The organism is Ulvibacter sp. 2305UL32-6 (assembly GCF_058148545.1).
This window is the reverse complement of sequence record NZ_JBYVKA010000005.1, coordinates 75,842-93,664: the sequence shown is the minus strand read 5'-3', so window position 1 is coordinate 93,664 and position 17,823 is coordinate 75,842. Positions and strand designations below refer to the sequence as shown.

The window sequence follows — 17,823 nt, the reverse complement described above, 5'->3', positions numbered from 1 at the left end:
CGGGTTTTGAGGCGTTATTTATTTAAATCCCCCCAAATAATGAAAACAAACCTGGCTATACCTACTTTAGGCTTATTCGTTTTATTACTGACAGTTTCATGTATCAAGGATGTTGATTTTGATCAAGCCGATGCTATTGCACCTACTCCAATAGTAGAACTGGATTTGATATTTTTCGACCTCAATGGCGGCGACTTTTATGACGCAACAACCAATACAGCCCGATTAACCGTACGAGATACCACGGAAATCAAATTTTTAGATGATTCTGAAATTCAAGACAAATTAAAGCGGGCAGAATTTCTATTTAAATTTACTAATAGCATTTCAAGCGATTTTCAAGTAGATTTTCAATTTTTAAGTGAACAAAACGATACTACATATACTACTCAAACACTGGTAAATAGTGGTTCGGTAGATTCTGCTGTTCAAACAATTTTTATAGAAGATGTTTTGGAAGAAAGCTTGTTAGATCTCACACAGGCAAGTAAAGTGGTTGTTTCTGTAACCATAGCATCAACCGATACAGGTTTAGGTGGCGCCCTAAATCTTCAATCTAAAACGACCTACTACCTGGAGCTATAATACCATGCGAATTTTAATTATATATACTTTAGCCCTAATGGGAGTGACCGCTATTGCTCAAAACAAGCAGGTTTTATACGGTTTTGAGGAGGCGCCACAATCATTAATGCTCAATCCCGGAATAAAGGTTAACCAAAAAGCTCATTTTGGTATTCCTTTTTTATCTCAGGTTCACATTAATGGGGGAGCGTCTGGGGTGTCTGTTTATGATATCTTCGGAAAGAGTGATATCGACATAAATACCCGTATTCGAAATAAGATCTTCGAAATGAAGAATACCGACTTCTTTACTGCTACCCAACAACTGGAACTGATCAGTTTTGGATGGCGGGCGCGTAATGAGATCTATTTTTCGGGAGGGGTTTATCAAGAACTCGATTTCATTAGTTACTTTCCGCGCGATCTGGCAATTTTGTTTTGGGAAGGCAATCAGCAGTATCTGGATTATGAGTTTGATTTGGGAGAAGTAAGCACTACAGGAGATTTATTAATGGTGTATCATTTTGGTGCAAACAAGCAGATCAACAATAGACTAACGGTTGGTGTGAGAGCCAAATTGTATGCAAGCATGTTTAGCTATCGAAGTACGGGTAATAGCGGCTCATTTGTAACACGGTTAAATGACACAGGTGTGAACATTTACGATCACACCATAGAAAATGCCGATATTACAGTAGAAACCTCAGGATATGCTTCGCTTCGGGATTTTGATGGTGCAAATCAAGTGACTAGTGAAATACTCGGGAGATCATTATTTGGTGGAAATGTTGGTGTTGGGGTTGACCTTGGAGCTACCTATGAGGTAACAGAAAATCTTACCGCTAGTGCTAGCATTCTCGACCTAGGGGCAATTTTTCATCAAAAGGATGTGGAAACCTACCATGCTAAAGGTGATTACACCCTTAATGGTATTGAGCTAATTTTTCCACCTTTGGAGCCTGGAGAACCCACGTTTCCATATTATGATGATCTGGAGGATACTTTGGAGCGTGAAATACCTATTGACACATTAAAAGGGGGATATACACAAATGCGTCCTGTCAAAGTGAATGCCAGTTTAAAATATTCTTTTGGTCGGGTAGTAGGGAAGGGCGCACCTTGCGATTGTAAAAATATGGGTGGCGGCTTAGATCGCAATCAAGCTATCGGACTCCAATTTTTTAGTCAGTTTAGGCCTAAAGGTCCTCAAATGGCAGGAACATTATTTTACTATCGAAATCTTTTTGAATTTCTTTCAGCTAAGGCTACATATACAGTTGATCCATATACCAACTCAAATGTTGGGCTGGGTTTTGTTACTGATATTGGAAAGTTCAATTTTTACTTTGCAGCCGATAACCTCTTGAGCTACGGCAATATTGCCAAGGCAAAAAGCGTATCTTTACAATTCGGATTTAACATTAAAATTGCAGAAGAGTGATACGGAAACTAGGATTAATTTGTCTTTTGATGGTGTGCACTTTAGGGGTATTTGCTCAGGTAGAAGTTCCTGAGTTTACATACGTTATCGTGCCTGATAAATTTGATTTTCAAAAGGCAGAAAATAGCTATGATATCAATGATCTTACCAGATTCTTGCTGAAAAAGAATGGCTTTAATGTTGTATCTCCAAAAGAGTTAACTAATTATGATCGATGCGAAGCGCTTTTTGCAGATCTGGAGATGGAGAACAAAATGATTTTTACGAAAGCAACCCTGATTCTTCGGAATTGCAAAGGAGCCGAAGTAGTTAGGACTAATACAGGAAAGAGTAAGCTTAAAGATTATAAAAAAGCGTATCACCAAGCTATTCGAAATGCATTACAAGACTTTACAAAAAGTGCATTGACAATAATTCCTATGGAAGAAACGACTATTGAGCTGCCAAAATCTTCCGAAATCACGGTGCCTATAGGTATTCAAGAACCTGGTGTGGCAAAAGTAGAAATAGACACTAAAGTTTCCGAAGAAAAAAAGATGCCAATTGAGATAGTGGAAGAAGATATCATTAAAAATGATGAAGATGAAGTTTACTCTTTTGAGAGCTATGCTATCGTTAAAAATAACAGTAACTATCTAATTGTTTATGACGATACGTTAATTGGAGCTTTGATCACCACCTCTAAAGAGGGCGTTTTTTTGGTTAAGACCACCCAATTTTATGGAGTTGCTTATAAAAGCGGTAATACTTTTATTGTTGAGCGCGAAGTTGAAGGCTTAAAGAGTTTAATTACCATGCTTTTTAAGCGTTAGTTTTAAAAATCGTATTTATCCTTCCAAAGACTTTTTAAGTACGATCTTAATTGGTTTTCCTTAGCATTTTTACCGGGTTTGTACAAAGTGGTGCCAGTGATCTCCTCAGGAAGGAATTCATGCGGAACAAAATTTCCTTCGTAGTTATGAGCGTATTCGTAATCTTTGCCGTATCCTAATTCTTTCATAAGTTTAGTAGGCGCGTTTCGAATAGCGAGCGGCACAGAGAGGTCGCCTGTTTGACGAACTAATTGCTGAGCTTTGTTGATGGCCTGATACGAAGCATTACTTTTTGCGGAAGTTGCAAGGTAAATGGTACACTGACTTAAAATAATGCGCGATTCGGGAAAGCCAATGGAAGTTACCGCCTGAAAGGTGCTATTTGCAAGTAAAAGTGCGTTTGGATTGGCGTTTCCTATGTCTTCGGAAGCGAGAATAACCAGACGTCTGGCTATAAACTTAATATCTTCGCCACCTTCGATCATTCTAGCCAGCCAATAAACAGCGGCATTGGGATCGCTTCCTCTAATTGATTTTATAAATGCTGAAACAATGTCGTAATGTTGCTCACCAGCTTTGTCATAATGTACCGTGTTTTTTTGAACCTTTTGTAAGACGAGTTCGTTGGTAACAATAACATCTTCTTTATTTTCAGAAAGAATGACCAATTCGAGAATGTTGAGTAGCTTTCGTGCATCACCGCCAGATAGACGCAATAACGCATCTGTTTCTTCAAGGCTTATCTTCTTTTTACTCAATACCTCGTCTTTCTTGAGAGCGCGTCTTAAAAGGGCTTCTAAATCACTTTTACTAAAAGCTTTTAATATATAAACCTGGCAACGTGAGAGTAGGGCCGGAATAACCTCAAAACTTGGGTTTTCTGTTGTTGCCCCAATGAGCGTGATCCAGCCTTTTTCAACGGCACCTAAAAGGGAGTCTTGCTGTGATTTACTAAAACGGTGAATTTCATCAATGAATAAAATAGGATTTTTTGTTGTGAAGAGTCCGTCACCTTTTTTAGCTTTTTGTATCACTTCGCGAACAGCGGCAACACCGCTATCAATTGCACTTAATGTATAGAATGGCCTTTCAGATTGTTGTGCAATAATTGTAGCAAGGGTAGTTTTTCCAGTTCCAGGTGGTCCCCAAAAGATCATAGAGGAAAGTACACCGCTTTTAATTTGTGTACTTAAAGCGCCGTTAGGTCCGATAAGATGTTGTTGACTTAAATATTCGTCAAGGGTTTTGGGGCGGATACGTTCGGCTAGGGGTGCACTCATAGGGGATAAAAGTACAAATATTTGTCTCGTACTTTTATGAAATATACTTCAAATATTTTCTAATATTTGTAATCTAGAAGAATGAATAACTATTCTTTGATCACTTTGACGATGCGCTCTGTGCCATCTACGGTGGCTTTAATAAAGTAAGTGCCAACAGCTAATTGAGTAGTTTCAATAGAAGTTTCCAAGACATTGTCTATCTTTTTTTCAACTAATGCTTGCCCTAGTAGGTTAAGTATGGTAATTGATGAGATATTTCCATTGGAAGAAATATGTACTGTGTTTTTCATTGGGATGGGAAACACAGATACTTGGGGAAGAGTTTGATCCTCAATTCCAGCCACTGGATTTGTTTCTACATTAAAGTTGTCTAAATAATATTCATTATTACTATCAAAACCATAAAAATCAATTGCTGCAAGTTCCACAAATGGATATTGTATCGAGTCATCTATCACCTGATCGTTAAATTGTAAAACATCATTGATATACATAGCCCAAAAGCCACTGTCAAGGTCATATACAGCTCTTATTGTGAACCATTCGTCTTCGGGATAAAGAAATGCTTGACCAGGAATACCAGTGATAGTTCCAACTCCAGGAGTTGCACCATCTCGATTAAAAAATACGGGCCCACCGTTTAAATTAGTTTCCCAATCACCATTACTAGGAAAAAATTTGCCTTCCATACCAAAAAAAGCTTCCTGGCCTTCTGGGATCAACATATCCCATTGAATTGCGTGGACTTCTGTTTGTGGTCTTTCTGGAATTAACAATAATATATCGCCGTCTCCTGCAAATCCTTGCATCTTAAGAACTTGGTTTGGACCGTTGTAAGTAGAAACTTCGGGTCCGTCGAAGTTCGGAAACCACATCCTCCAATGATCGGCCTGTGCCGCCAGAAATGTAAGATCATAAGATTCAAAATCATCTGTTAACATTACTTGAGCATTAGAGAACCAAGAAAATGTACAGATTACAATAAGGGCTTTATAAGGTAATCTCATAGTAACAAGTTTTAAGGGTGGGAACGCTCGATTAAGTTACAAATTTTTATGCGAAAAACTTAAGTTCTTTTAAAATTGATTATCAGGAGTACTGACAATTTATCATACATTTACGAAAGGGCGTATTTTTTGAATTAAGAAGTTCATGGGAAAGAAGAAGGGATTGTGGTTTTCAGAAGATGTAATAATTTATCCATTACTCTTTGTGTCTATGCTTTGGCTAGTTTTTTGGGTTGAATCGCGATTCAATTTTAATTTTAATTACCTGGGGATTTATCCACTGAAAATGGAAGGACTACGTGGAATTGTATTGGGTCCTTTTATACATGGTAATCTTCAACACATTTTTAATAATTCGGTGCCGCTGTTTGTGCTCACAACTTCCTTATTCTATTTTTATAGGGGTATTCGTTGGAGGGTGTTATTAGGTGGTTTGTTGCTAACTGGTTTAATGACTTGGATCATTGGGAGGCCAGCAGTGCATATAGGGGCGAGTGGGGTAGTTTATATGCTTGTTTCTTTTTTGTTTTTTAAAGGAATCCTTTCGAAGCAATATCAACTAATTGCCTTGTCTCTTGTGGTTGTATTTCTCTACGGAAGTTTGGTGTGGTATTTATTTCCTATAGATCCAAAGATCTCTTGGGAAGGGCATTTGTCTGGATTTGCCGTGGGATTACTATTTGCCTTTGTATTCCGAAGAAATCCTATTGAGAATACGAAGTATGCATGGGAACGAGAAGATTATGATCCCGAAAACGATCCTTTCCTAAAGCATTTTGATGAAAACGGGAATTTTATAGAGCGGATACCAGATCCTGAGGAGTCGGAATTACTAAATACAGATGATACCAATACAACTAATATACGAGTTGTCTATACCTTTAAAAAGGATTCATTACCCAAAGACAATGACCTTTTATGAGCGTCTTTGACGAACTATTTCATAAAGAAAAGCACCACAAGCAACCGAAACATTTAGCGAGTTAATTTCTCCAAGAAGCGGAAGTGCTGCTTTTTCATCAACTAAATTAAGCACCGATTTTGAGACTCCTTTTCCTTCAGAACCCATTATAATGGCGACAGGTTTTTTGAAATCGATATCGTAAATGGTGGTTTCTGTTTTTTCGGTGGCTGCAACCGTTGCAATCCCTGAGCTTTGTAAATAAAAGATTGCATCTTTGATATGATCTACCTTGCATATGGGCAGATTAAATATTGCGCCAGCAGATGTTTTTACCGTATCTCCGGTTATTGGTGCGCCGCCTTTTTTCTGTACAATAATGGCGTCAACTCCAGTGCATTCTGCGGTTCTAATGATAGCGCCAAAATTTCTCACATCACTTATTTGATCAAGGATGATAAAAAGAGGTGCTTCAGTTTTTTCAAGCGCTTTTTCTACAACATCTTCAAGTGATGCAAAAGTGATAGGGGAGGTCACTGCAACGATACCTTGGTGATTTCCGCGTGTAAGTCGGTTTAGTTTTTCTTCAGGAACAACATTTATGGTAACATTCTTTGCTTCCAAAGAAGCAATCAAATTAGTGATCTTTTGATTGGGAATATCTTTTTGAATGTAAACCTTATCAAGCTTAACGTCAGATTTTAACGCTTCTTCCACTGGATGGATACCGAATATGTGTTTTTCTTTTTTCATGATGCAAATGTAGTTATAAACAAAGAAAAACGGGATGTTCTGTAAAGAACATCCCGTTAGTATTATATATACGAATCGTTAAGACTATAGGTCTTTAACTCGAAGTGTATATTCCATTGGAGCATTAAAGTAACCAGCTCCAGAAACGTCAGCATTTACATCATCATTTGTGAAAACACGACCATCTGTTAACTTAAGCTCTAAACGTAAGTCCATACGGTCATTATTTTGCACAATTGCAGGATCTATACCAAGTGCGGTAAGAAATTCAGCATAAGTTGATGATAACATTAATTCTGGTAAACCGTTATCACTTTGTGTAGCATCTGCCGGAGTATAGGTCTTAAGTAGAGTTTCAGGAACGTCTACGTCACCAACAAAAGTTACATAGATATCTAAACTACCAAATAAACCACCAAACTCTTCGTCTTGCTCTTCTACACGAATAGCGTAGCTGCTACTAGGGTCATTTAAGTTAAGCTCATCAGAGATTTCCTCTAATGTTCTAACAATTGCACCTGTTTCAACTTGATCTAACAGGTTATCGATTGTGTTATCACTTTCACTACAAGACACAACGCCTAGTGTTAAAGCAACTAACATACATTTGAAAATTATATTTTTCATAATTTTTATACTTTTTGATATTAATTACCTACAGGGAAACTTGGAGATCCTGGGTTGTTGTCCCAAAATACTTGTACCGTCTGATCTGGTTTTTGGTTAATATTCTGATTTGTGTTTGCTTCATTTGCTGGATAGAAAAATGAGCGAATAAATCCACTAGGATTTGACTCAAGATTTGGCTGAATGTTTGTTGGGAAGCCAGTTCTTCTATAGAAGTTATAGGCATCAAAACTGTTTCCGTATAAGTTCACAAAGAACTGATTTGCCAAAACGTTTTTCTTTCCATTGTCGTTTGCTCCATTGTATGCATTCTGTACTTGTGTGATAAAGTCACCAACAGATTGAACTGTATCCAATACTGCTTGGTCATCAGCATCTAAGCTAGTATCAAGAGATTGAAATCCTTGAACTTTAGCAACAGATTTTGTAATACCCGCATTCATAAAGTTAAGCGCATTTCCTGGGCTGTTATTTACAAACAATGCAATTTCAGCACGGTAAAAATCTACGGTAGAAGCAAGGATCAATGGTGTAATACCACCACCTAGGCCACCTTCGCCAGCTCTTGCATTAGCAAATTGGTCTGCATCTACGCGACCTCCGGCTGGATAAACACCAATAGCAGTTCTACTTGTATTATCTGGTGGAATCCCGTCATCATCTCCGTGATCTCTACCCCAATAACCATTTGGTGGTGCACAAAATGAATTTTCTGGACCGTAGTGACTTGGTTTTGTTTGTGTACTACATGGTAATGCTGAAGCATTTGCAGGAACACCTTGTTGACCAGGAGTATCTCCTCTTTGACGATAGAAATAATAACGGATTCTTGGGTCATCATCAGAATAATCTTCTTTGTCTGGACCTAACATATAACTCATAAGTGAATTTGAACGATAGTTTCCAGGACCATTCGCTGAATAATCAGCAAGATATCTAGGATGTGCCGAAACACCTGGCTCTACAGGATTAATACCCCAGTTAAATTGGAAGTCATCTGCTGAACTAGCAATATAGTTTCCGCTGTTTATAATCGCATTGAATTTAGAAACTGCGCTTGCATCTGTAAGACGAGTTGTTAAATAGATTTTTAACTTCAATGTATTTGCAGCTTTTATCCATTTATCGGTTTCTCCACCATACATAAGGTCAACTTCTGGTCCAACTGTAGATTCACCATTTAGGTTTGCTAAAGCTGAATCCAAAAGGTCGATCGCTGCAGCGTATACTTCTGCACCTGGATCTGCTACTGGATTTGGAAATTCAGCAGGGTTTCCAGCTTGACTCAATGGCACATCACCAAATATATCTACTAGCGACACAAGGGTGTAGGCTTTCATAACTTGAATTTGCCCTAAGTGGTAAAATTTCAGTTGTTCTATAGCTAATGGCTCTAAAATATCCATATCAGTAAACATGGTTTGGTATGCTTGACTCCAGCGAGTGTCAAAATTAGCAGGAGAGTAAGCACTTTGATAGTTTCTACCAAACATATAATTAATACGAACCAATTCTCCTGAGATCTCGCTTAATCGATCAACAAAATCACCAAACTCAATTTGTACTGAGTTATATAAGAATTCAACATCAGCCTGATCTGGTGATATTTCATTTGGGTTGTCTCTAAGGTCTAGTTCGGTTGTCTCACAAGACATGAGCAATCCTACCAGTGCAATAGAAAATATTTTAAATAAATTTTTCATCGTTGTCATAAATTAAATTATTAAAAGGTAGCTTTTACACTGAAACCATATCTTTTTGAGCTAGGTCCGTTAAGATAATCAAATCCACGTCCATTTCCAACTCCTAAACCTGCGATGTTAGAATCGAAGTTTGTTCCTTCTGGAGTATTATATGCATCATACCAAAGGTTGTTTCCTGATACTTTGATAGAGAAAGATCCAAAAGGAGTCTTTTCTAGCATTTTTGCAGGGAATGAATACCCAAGAGATACTTCCTGAAGTCTGATAATAGACCCATCATATACTTTAACCTCATCTGGAGCATCAAAAGTATTATTGAAGTAGAAGTTTGCATTATTAATGTTAGTGGTATTAGCACCTGTTACAACGCCATCATCATCAACATTCACACCAGGAAGAATATAAGTTCCTAAACGATCTTGTGTATCAGTAGTTAAACCACGACCTAATAGGGTAGCAATTGTTTCTGAGTAGATGTCTCCACCACTTTGATGTGTAACCAATACGCCTAAACTGAAATTTTTGAATTTCATAGTATTGTTATAAGACATGATGAAATCTGGATTAGGATCTCCAATGATTGGGATTAAACCATCTTCAGTTTGTTCAAGAGCAACATAATCACCCGTTGAGTTAACAATTGCATTTCCAATAAGTGCAGGGTTTGTTTGATCTACACGTTGTATTTGTGATCCAACCATGATACCTAATTGTTGTCCTACTTGAGCAGCATTACCTAAGTTGGTGAAACCAGCAAATACAATTTGATCTGTACCTTCTACAAGTTCTGTTACAATTGACTCACTTTTTGTAAAGTTTACACCTGAGTTCCATGAGAAGCCATTTCCTTCAGATTTAAAGATATCAACGTTAATAGAAGCTTCTATACCGTCACCTTCAATTTTACCAATATTGGTATTCGTAGAAGTATATCCTGATGATGGAGGTAATGGTTGATTTACAATAAGATCTTCAGTTGTTCTTTCGTAGTAAGATGCATCTAAATTAACTCTTCTGTTAAAAAGATTTGCTTCAACACCAAATTCTAATTCAGAAAGACGTTCTGGTTTTAGATTCGGGTTTGATAATAAACTAGAAGTTGAATTCGTAGTTAATTGTCCGAAGTTCGGTGCATCAAATCCTGTAGTGTTAGTTTGTAATCCGTTAAATACTGGATAAGCACTAGAGTCGAAGTTAGCGGAAGTACCGTAACCAGCTCTAATCTTTAGAAAGTTAATTCCACCGTCTGAACGAAGTCCGTCAAAAATTTGCGTTGGTATGATCGCTAAACTTCCTGAAGGATAGAATAAACTACGATTTTCCTTACTGAAGTTTGATGCCCAGTCATTACGTGCTGAAACAGTAACATAGACAGCATTGTCGTAGTCGAAAGATGTTGAACCGTATACACCAAGAATGTTTTTCTCTTCAGTGTATTGAATAGGTTGAACATTCTGGAAGTTATTATGACGTAACACACCAAATACTACTTGACCTGAACTGAATAAACCGTTTTGATCAAAACTTGTACCTCTGGTAGTTCCACCTAAGTTAAAGTTCATTCCAACTTTATCTGAAAGGTCAAAATCACCACTAAAGATTACGTTGTGATCGTATATAGTATTGTTGTTATCCCAAACGGCATAAACTCCAGATGCGTAAGTAGCGTCGTCATTACGACCCCCTCTGTTCTGATAGTTTGTATTACGCTCATTGTAATAATCAACACCAACACGGTAGATTAAGTTTAAATTATCAGTAAAGTCATATTGAATGGCTGCGTTACCAAAAACACGATGAGTCAACTGACTGTTCGATGCGTTGTTAACGGTCCAAAGTGGATGCTGAATATCGTTACCTGTACGGTAGTAGATACTAGACCCATCTTTGGGGTTTGAATATGGAAGTCCGATAAGATCAATACTACGTGGAGTATAAAATACATCTCCAAAAACTGATGAACCAGTTCCAAGAGCTCCACTACCACCACTTGCAGCAACTGGAGGCGTTTTAAAATCATTCTTTACGAAGTTAAGCGCACCCGATACAGTAAATTTGTTAGATAATTTAGCACGTCCTCCAACACCAAAAGTGTTTCTGCGTAAACCATTTCCAGGTGTAAAACCAACCTCGTCTAAGTGACTAAAGTTTGTGTTATAAGTTACATTTTCACCACCACCGCGAATGTTAACACTCGTATTTGAAATGATACCAGTTCTAAAGAACTCAGTTACGTTTTCACGTGGTTTCCAATCATAACGTTCCGGTACAAAACCTTCAGGAAGATCTTCTGTAAAGTTAGTTGAAAGGTAAGGGTGTGGAAGAGTAGCGTTTTCGTCAACGGTTGGATCTCCGTTATAACCTCCTAAACCGTCTGCGTAAAATCCAGGACCCCAATTTGAGAAGAAAAATCCGTCTGCCTCTCCTTGGTTAAAACCACCACCAAATCTGTTTTGGTAGTCAGGTAAGGAAGCGATCTTGTTAAAGAACACAGATTGTGTAATCTCAATTTCTGTTTTGGCAGGACCTTCTTTTGTTTTACCATTTTTGGTAGTAATAAGAATAACTCCATTTCGTCCAGCAGAACCATAAAGTGTTGCTGCTGCAAGACCTTTAAGAACACTGATGCTCTCAATGTTGTTAGGATCTAAATCTAAAAATCGACTTGATCCAGTGTTACCATCAACAAAACTTGCGGCAGTACCATTTTGAGACTGTGAGTTAGTGTCACTACTAAAAGGAACACCATCTACAATAAACAAAGCCTGGTTGCTACTACTAAAAGAACTAAATCCTCTAATAACAACACTAGTACCTGATCCAGAAAGACCACTTTGGTTTGTAATAGAAACCCCAGCAGTTTTACCTTCAAGTACTCGAGCTACATCACCTTCGGATCGTTGCTCAATTTGTTCGTTGGAAACTGTACTAACAGCATAACCAAGCGATTTTTTCTCTCTGGAAATTCCCTGAGCAGTAACAACTACTTCATTTAACACCGCAGTGTCAGGTTCCATCGATATCGAAATTGTTGAAGAACCTGCAGTAATTGGGCGCTCAAGCGATTGATACCCAACATAGCTGTATACGAGAGCTTGTCCAACATTCGCTTGAATGGTGTAGTTACCATCAAAGTCAGACTGTGTTCCCGTACTTGTGCCTTTTACAATTACGTTTACCCCGGGCAACGGTAAACCGCTTTCATCAGCGATATTACCCGAAATAGTTTTTTCTTGTGCAAAGGATATTTGCACTACAAACGCCAATAATAGCGTCAAAATTCCACTAAACTTTGTTCTCATTTTATAAATTATTTGAATTAGCCAATGTCAAAAATCTTAATAAAAAGTTAATTACACAACTTTTTACGAGTATATTTTGGTTTAGGGTATTGTAAGTAGCAATCTGTCGAATGACTATATTCTATGCGTGGTACTGTAATAATTGCTTATAATATTTTTTTAAAAGAGATAATAGTAGGTGTTGGTTTTTGAGATTGCAGGCAATTATAAGTTTAATTAATTGTTATTTTTTAGGTTTATACGGAATTATTATAACGAGGGCGACTACTGTAAGTTAGTGATAGGATGTTGGATGGTATTGACATAAACTAAAAAAGCACCTACATAATGTAGGTGCTTTTCAATATGATAGTTAAATCTAGAAAGACTAGTTCTTCTTAACGTTCATTGTTGTTCTTCCTGCTGAAAAGTATTCAGAAGATTCTTCAAAAGCGACAATCAAAGGCTGAGCCTCTGCTTGAAGTGAAACGTCTGTAAAGCTCATTACAAACTCTCCGAATTTTTCGTTAGCTGGAATTGTTACCGCAGGGTCAAACGTATAGTTTTCTGGGGCAACTTCACTTCCTTCAGCTATAACTACAACGTTATATGTTCTATCAACGCTAGCGAAGTCTGAAACAAAAACCTGTAATGCTTGGTCTTTAGTTCCATTTACGGTTACGTTTTGTGAACCTTTAGTAAAGCCAACAGATAACTCTCTGTCTGCTACGTCTAAATCTGAAAACTCGTCGTAAGTTTCACAGGAAACCGTTGCTAATGCAAGGATAGCTGTGAATAGTATGAATTTAATATTTTTCATAATAGAATATTTTAAAGATTAGTAACCTGGATTTTGTTGAAGATTTGGATTTACAATGATCGATGATAAATCGATTGGTAATTGAAATCTAAAGTTACCTGCGTCAAGTAATAATGCATTAGATGGTTGTCCTGTTCCATCTGCATTACCTCCTTCAGATCCTCTTACGATTGGAAGTCCCCATCGCTTAAGGTCAAAGAATCTTTGTGATTCAAAAGCAAATTCTAATCTTCTCTCTAAACGAATAGCATCACGTAAAGCTGTTCCCGTTTCTCCTGCTGGAGGGGTAAGGTAACGTTGTGTTCTAACTTCATCTAAAGCTGCACGAGCAGGTCCTTCTTGACCAAGTGCAAAATGTGCTTCAGCTCTGTTAAGAGATGCTTCAGCCGCACGGAAAAGCTTAATATCAACTTTTCCTGAAAAAGTAGTTCCTTTTCCTAACAACTTTTTAATTCCATTTACAGGGTTTCCACCGGCTTCAGTTCCATCAAAGATATAAGCATCTCTACGGATGTCATTTCCATTGTCATATAATGCATTCAATTGGAAAGAAGCAACATATTCAGGAATCAGGTTATTCTGACCTGCTTGACTCCATTCTACCCCTAAACCAAGGTTAAGAACATCTTCAGCATTTTCAATGTAAAATATCAAACCATCTCTACTATCGTCTGTCCAAACGTCTACTACATTATCTCTAGCTGCAACATCTGTTGTTACTTCATTTGCTGCATCAATAGCATCTTGCCAGCGACCCATGTAAAGGTATACACGAGACAAAATTAGCGAAACTGCTTCTTTGTTCATTCGCGCGTCTGGATTGCTATCGTTAATTAACGTTTTAGCCATTTCAAGATCATCTACCATCATTTGGTACGATTCAGCAACTGAAATTCTTGGCAATTGTGCCAATGGATCAGTATCTGTTCTGTAAACAACACCTAAGCTTCCGTTTGCATCAGCTGATTGCGTAGGGATTTTAGCAAAAGTACGTGCAACGTCAAAGTGTGCTAAGGCACGTAAAGCTAATGCTTCTCCGGTGATGTTGTTTTTGTTATCACCTTCAAAACTTTCAATGTTCTCTAATATAAGGTTTGCACGATATATAGTAGTGTAACAGTTTTGGTACAAGCCTCTGTATCCTGAATTTGCGTCATAACGCCATTCGTGAAGGATAGTTTTAGTTTGACGGCCATATTCAGATAAAGTTACGTTGTCTGAAAGTACATCTGGTACAGAAAGAAACGCTCCTCCATAATATGAAGTTCCTGTTAGGCCTAAATAATTACCTCTGATTGCATTCTCGAAATCTGCTGCGGTAACATAGGCATTTTCAACACCAAATTCGTCGAACGGAATCTGGTTCAATTCATTTTCGCATGAACTGACAGCAAAGGCCAAGGCCAATACTGCTGTTATTTTAATATATATGTTTTTCATAATTTTTTTTTTTTAGAATGAGATATCTACTCCTACAGAAACTGACTTCAAAGTTGGGTAGCTATACAAAGTAGCTTCACCTGGAGCTACCGCAGCACCTTGATCAATCGTTTCACCAGATGAAATACCAACTTCAGGATCTCCGAAGAAATCTGAGAATGTCAATAGGTTCTGACCCTGTGCGTAGATTCTAAATGAATTAAATGGAACTTTCTCTAAGTACTTTCTTGGTACAGTATAAGATAAAGTTACGTTACGTAAACGAATGAAATCACCTTTTTCAAGGAATCGATCACTAACAATTGTTTGTGCTTCATCTCCATAAATAGGGTTTGGAAGTACATTGGTGTCACCAGGCTTTTTCCAGTAGTTAAATGCTGCTGTAGCTTGGTTGAATCCAGGGTTTGTTCCATCAGCGGTAATGTTACTTCTTACGAAGTTGTTGATGTAGTTACCACCTCTAAATACCCAGTCAGTACGTAATCCAAATCCTTTGTAAGTAACATTAGTAAAGAATCCACCTTCAAAATCTGGCGTTGGAGACTTGTCTAATAAAACTGTATCGTCATCAGTTAAAAGATCAGCAGTAACAATTTCACCAGCAGCGTTATAATACATAGGGCGACCAGTTTGCGGGTCAATACCTGCATAACGTGTTAAGAAAAATGCGTTGATCTCTTCACCTTCTCTAAACAAAGTGTTGAATGTGTTTGGTTCAATATCGTCACCAACACCATCACCATCATTGTCAGGAAGCTCCAAAATTTTGTTTTGAATAAATCCAACGTTTCCACCAACTGTCCATTTCCAGTTGTCATTACGTACAACATCTGCAGTTAATTCAACTTCAAAACCTTTGTTTTCAATTTTACCTAAGTTACTGTTGATAGAAAAACCAGGGATACCCGATTCATCAGGAGCAGGAACGCTGAAAAGAAGCTTGTCTGTTGTCTTTTCAAAGTAATCGAACACTGCCGACACTCTATTGTTAAAAAGACCTAATTCAATACCGATATCAGTAATAGCTGTTTCTTCCCACTGTAAATTAGGATTCGCAATGTTTTCTGGGCGACTTCCACTTCCTCCAACATATGAGTCAAAAGCTACAGTTCCTTGAGAAGCATAGTTACCTAATGCACCTCTGTTACCAACGGTACCGTAAGAAGCACGAATTTTAAAGTCATTTACCCAACTAACATCGAAGAAATCTTCTTTGGCGATGTTCCAACCTAAACTACCACTATAGAAAAGTCCGTATTGATTATCAGTACCAAAGTTAGATGAAGCATCTATTCTTGCTGAAGCAGCCAATAAGTATTTTTCTTTGTAATCGTAGTTAGCAAATACACCATAAGATAATAATGTGATTCGAGTTCTATTAGTACTACCTGCATCCACACGTCCAGCGTTTGTTTGCGTAGTTAATAAAGATGACGCGAAACCACTACTTCTTACACTATATCTATTCTCTTCGTTTTGATTGAATTCGAATAAACCGTAAGCATTTAAGTTGTGAGTATCACTAGTGTAGTTATAGTTCAAAGTATTACTAATTGTATAATCTACTTCTTGAAAACCGTTGTCTGTTTTAATCCCTGGGAAGTTTGGATTTCCAACAATGATATCCAAATTGTTTCCTGGTTGTACGTAGTATTCTCTACGATAGTTTTCATGATTTAAAGAGAATTGAACTCTATAGCTCAATCGATCTGAAAATTTAGCAGTTGCATAAGTACTAAACAACGTTAAGTTTTGAATTTCAACTTCTGGTGTTGTTGCAATTGCTTCTGTTACTAAGAAACCAGTACTACCAAAGTTATACTGTGGGTCACCGTTTTCATCTAGTATAACATTTCCGTCTTCATCAAGTAAGAATTCTGTTTCATACGGATTGTAATCATACATCGCTCTAAATGGGTTCTGCACGTTGTTTCTATCACGTGGCTCATCAGAAATAGATCTTGAATAACCAATACTAGCACCAACGTCTAACCATTTTTTAGCTTCGAAGTTTACGTTTAAACGTCCACTAAGTCTTTCAAAACCACTAACACCGTCAATAATACCTGTGTTTCTGTCATGACCAAGAGAGAAGTAATAATCACTCTTTTCTTCACCACCAGAAAAAGATACATTGTTTGATTGAACAACACCTTGTCTTAAGATGCGGTCTTCCCAGTCTAATTGATTAGCAATTAAGAAGGCTTTTTCTTCTGGTGTTGCTGAAACACCCGGAAGACTAGCTTGTCCAACTCCTAAAGCATACATTTCAGCTTCATAACGCAATAATTGCTCGGCATTCATCATCGTCCAGTTATCTTCGATCTTTGATGTAATACCATATCTAGAGCTTACTTTAATAGTAGCTTCTTTATTCTTTTTACCTTTTTTAGTAGTAATCAAAACAACCCCATTTGATCCACGTGAACCGTAGATAGAAGTTGTAGCAGCATCTTTAAGGATAGAGATGCTTTCAATTTCGTTACTAGAAATACCGTTAAGATCCTGCTCGTCAAGAGGAGCACCATCAACAATATATAAAGGTGAAGAAGCACCAGCAGTAAGCGAAGTTGTTCCCCGTATACGAACGAAAGCGGTAGCACCAGGCTTACCGTTTGCTGCGGTTACTTGAACCCCAGCAGCCTTACCTTGAATAAGGTTATCCACCGATGTGGTTGAAACCAATTCTTCAATTTCGGCAGCCGTTACCAATGAAACGGCAGATGTAAGTACATCTTTCTTATTACTTGAGTAACCTGTAATCACTACTTCTTGTAATAAAGCCCCTTCTTTTAAGGTGACATTGATTGTATTAGAAACATTTACTTTAACTTCTTGGGTTTCAAAACCCACATAACTAAAAACTAATGTTTTTCCTACAGCGGTTGTGATGGAATAGTTTCCATCAAAATCACTTTGCGTACCAGAGCTGGTATTCTTAATAATAATGTTCACTCCAGGGAGCGGCACGCCATTGTCGTCTGTTATTGTACCGGTAACTGTTTTGTCTTGAGCAAAAGAGATTTGCACAAAAAATAACAATAACACCGATAGCATAACTGTGTACTTTTGTTTCATACTTTTGTTGTTTAAATTAATTCAGTTCAAATTTGACCATAAATTCTTAGTCTTGCAACTTTTTAAACGTTAAAATATAGGAAAAACCCCTATACATATTATCGGGTTTTACC

The 17,823-nt window shown here is 37.6% G+C and carries 13 protein-coding genes; 4 read left to right on the top strand and 9 right to left on the bottom strand.

All coding sequences use genetic code 11. The features are described from left to right. Positions 1–39 precede the first annotated feature (39 nt). From ACY2RU_RS15385 to ACY2RU_RS15375, 3 genes are read left to right on the top strand one after another with little or no spacing between them, the layout of a single operon-like run. On the top strand, positions 40–585 hold the full coding sequence (locus ACY2RU_RS15385; RefSeq protein ID WP_490139372.1) for a hypothetical protein: 546 nt from the start codon (positions 40–42) through the stop codon (positions 583–585). Positions 586–589: 4 nt separating this feature from the next. After that, a complete protein-coding gene (locus ACY2RU_RS15380; protein ID WP_490139371.1) occupies positions 590–2,005 on the top strand; it encodes a DUF5723 family protein in 1,416 nt (471 codons plus the stop codon). Continuing rightward, complete coding sequence (locus ACY2RU_RS15375) at positions 2,002–2,817, top strand: hypothetical protein (protein ID WP_490139370.1); 816 nt, start codon at positions 2,002–2,004, stop codon at positions 2,815–2,817. Before ACY2RU_RS15380 ends, ACY2RU_RS15375 begins: the two co-directional genes overlap by 4 nt. 2 nt (positions 2,818–2,819) lie before the next feature. On the opposite strand, the gene ACY2RU_RS15370 is transcribed toward ACY2RU_RS15375, so the two are convergent. Together ACY2RU_RS15370 and ACY2RU_RS15365 are read right to left on the bottom strand one after the other, a co-directional pair. Next, positions 2,820–4,097 carry a replication-associated recombination protein A gene (locus tag ACY2RU_RS15370; protein WP_490139369.1) on the bottom strand — a complete coding sequence of 426 codons (1,278 nt, stop codon included), beginning with the start codon at positions 4,095–4,097 and terminating at the stop codon, positions 2,820–2,822. Between the two features lie 89 nt (positions 4,098–4,186). Beyond that, positions 4,187–5,107: a T9SS type A sorting domain-containing protein gene (locus ACY2RU_RS15365; RefSeq protein ID WP_490139368.1), complete on the bottom strand. Its 921-nt coding sequence runs from the start codon at positions 5,105–5,107 to the stop codon at positions 4,187–4,189. Positions 5,108–5,252: 145 nt separating this feature from the next. Here ACY2RU_RS15365 and ACY2RU_RS15360 point away from each other — a divergent pair, with 145 nt between their 5' ends. Then, positions 5,253–6,029 carry a rhomboid family intramembrane serine protease gene (locus ACY2RU_RS15360; protein WP_490139367.1) on the top strand — a complete coding sequence of 259 codons (777 nt, stop codon included), beginning with the start codon at positions 5,253–5,255 and terminating at the stop codon, positions 6,027–6,029. On the opposite strand, the gene rlmB is transcribed toward ACY2RU_RS15360, so the two are convergent. From rlmB to ACY2RU_RS15325, 7 genes are all read right to left on the bottom strand, one after another. Further along, positions 6,024–6,761, bottom strand: coding sequence for a 23S rRNA (guanosine(2251)-2'-O)-methyltransferase RlmB (gene rlmB / locus ACY2RU_RS15355; protein WP_490139366.1), 738 nt, complete (start codon positions 6,759–6,761; stop codon positions 6,024–6,026). The genes ACY2RU_RS15360 and rlmB overlap by 6 nt on opposite strands. A gap of 84 nt (positions 6,762–6,845) precedes the next feature. Beyond that, on the bottom strand, positions 6,846–7,337 hold the full coding sequence (locus ACY2RU_RS15350) for a hypothetical protein (protein WP_490139365.1): 492 nt from the start codon (positions 7,335–7,337) through the stop codon (positions 6,846–6,848). Between the two features lie 71 nt (positions 7,338–7,408). After that, positions 7,409–9,091, bottom strand: coding sequence for a SusD/RagB family nutrient-binding outer membrane lipoprotein (locus tag ACY2RU_RS15345; protein ID WP_490139364.1), 1,683 nt, complete (start codon positions 9,089–9,091; stop codon positions 7,409–7,411). A 20-nt stretch (positions 9,092–9,111) separates the two neighbouring features. Continuing rightward, positions 9,112–12,393, bottom strand: coding sequence for a SusC/RagA family TonB-linked outer membrane protein (locus tag ACY2RU_RS15340; protein WP_490139363.1), 3,282 nt, complete (start codon positions 12,391–12,393; stop codon positions 9,112–9,114). A 367-nt stretch (positions 12,394–12,760) separates the two neighbouring features. After that, positions 12,761–13,192, bottom strand: a complete 432-nt coding sequence (locus ACY2RU_RS15335; protein WP_490139362.1) for a hypothetical protein — start codon at positions 13,190–13,192, stop codon at positions 12,761–12,763. A gap of 18 nt (positions 13,193–13,210) precedes the next feature. Next, the gene (locus tag ACY2RU_RS15330; RefSeq protein WP_490139361.1) at positions 13,211–14,632 is read right to left on the bottom strand and encodes a RagB/SusD family nutrient uptake outer membrane protein; all 1,422 of its coding nucleotides are present in this window, start codon (positions 14,630–14,632) and stop codon (positions 13,211–13,213) included. Positions 14,633–14,644: 12 nt separating this feature from the next. Further along, positions 14,645–17,710: a SusC/RagA family TonB-linked outer membrane protein gene (locus ACY2RU_RS15325; RefSeq protein ID WP_490139360.1), complete on the bottom strand. Its 3,066-nt coding sequence runs from the start codon at positions 17,708–17,710 to the stop codon at positions 14,645–14,647. Between the last annotated feature and the right edge of the window lie 113 nt (positions 17,711–17,823).

What these genes read in the sequence shown, in the direction of transcription:
- ACY2RU_RS15385 (WP_490139372.1), top strand. Translation starts at nt 40, where the DNA reads ATGAAAACAAACCTGGCTATACCTACTTTAGGCTTATTCGTTTTATTA.
- ACY2RU_RS15380 (WP_490139371.1), top strand. Translation starts at nt 590, where the DNA reads ATGCGAATTTTAATTATATATACTTTAGCCCTAATGGGAGTGACCGCT.
- ACY2RU_RS15370 (WP_490139369.1), bottom strand. Translation starts at nt 4,097, where the DNA reads ATGAGTGCACCCCTAGCCGAACGTATCCGCCCCAAAACCCTTGACGAA.
- ACY2RU_RS15365 (WP_490139368.1), bottom strand. Translation starts at nt 5,107, where the DNA reads ATGAGATTACCTTATAAAGCCCTTATTGTAATCTGTACATTTTCTTGG.
- ACY2RU_RS15360 (WP_490139367.1), top strand. Translation starts at nt 5,253, where the DNA reads ATGGGAAAGAAGAAGGGATTGTGGTTTTCAGAAGATGTAATAATTTAT.
- rlmB (WP_490139366.1), bottom strand. Translation starts at nt 6,761, where the DNA reads ATGAAAAAAGAAAAACACATATTCGGTATCCATCCAGTGGAAGAAGCG.
- ACY2RU_RS15345 (WP_490139364.1), bottom strand. Translation starts at nt 9,091, where the DNA reads ATGAAAAATTTATTTAAAATATTTTCTATTGCACTGGTAGGATTGCTC.
- ACY2RU_RS15340 (WP_490139363.1), bottom strand. Translation starts at nt 12,393, where the DNA reads ATGAGAACAAAGTTTAGTGGAATTTTGACGCTATTATTGGCGTTTGTA.
- ACY2RU_RS15335 (WP_490139362.1), bottom strand. Translation starts at nt 13,192, where the DNA reads ATGAAAAATATTAAATTCATACTATTCACAGCTATCCTTGCATTAGCA.
- ACY2RU_RS15330 (WP_490139361.1), bottom strand. Translation starts at nt 14,632, where the DNA reads ATGAAAAACATATATATTAAAATAACAGCAGTATTGGCCTTGGCCTTT.
- ACY2RU_RS15325 (WP_490139360.1), bottom strand. Translation starts at nt 17,710, where the DNA reads ATGAAACAAAAGTACACAGTTATGCTATCGGTGTTATTGTTATTTTTT.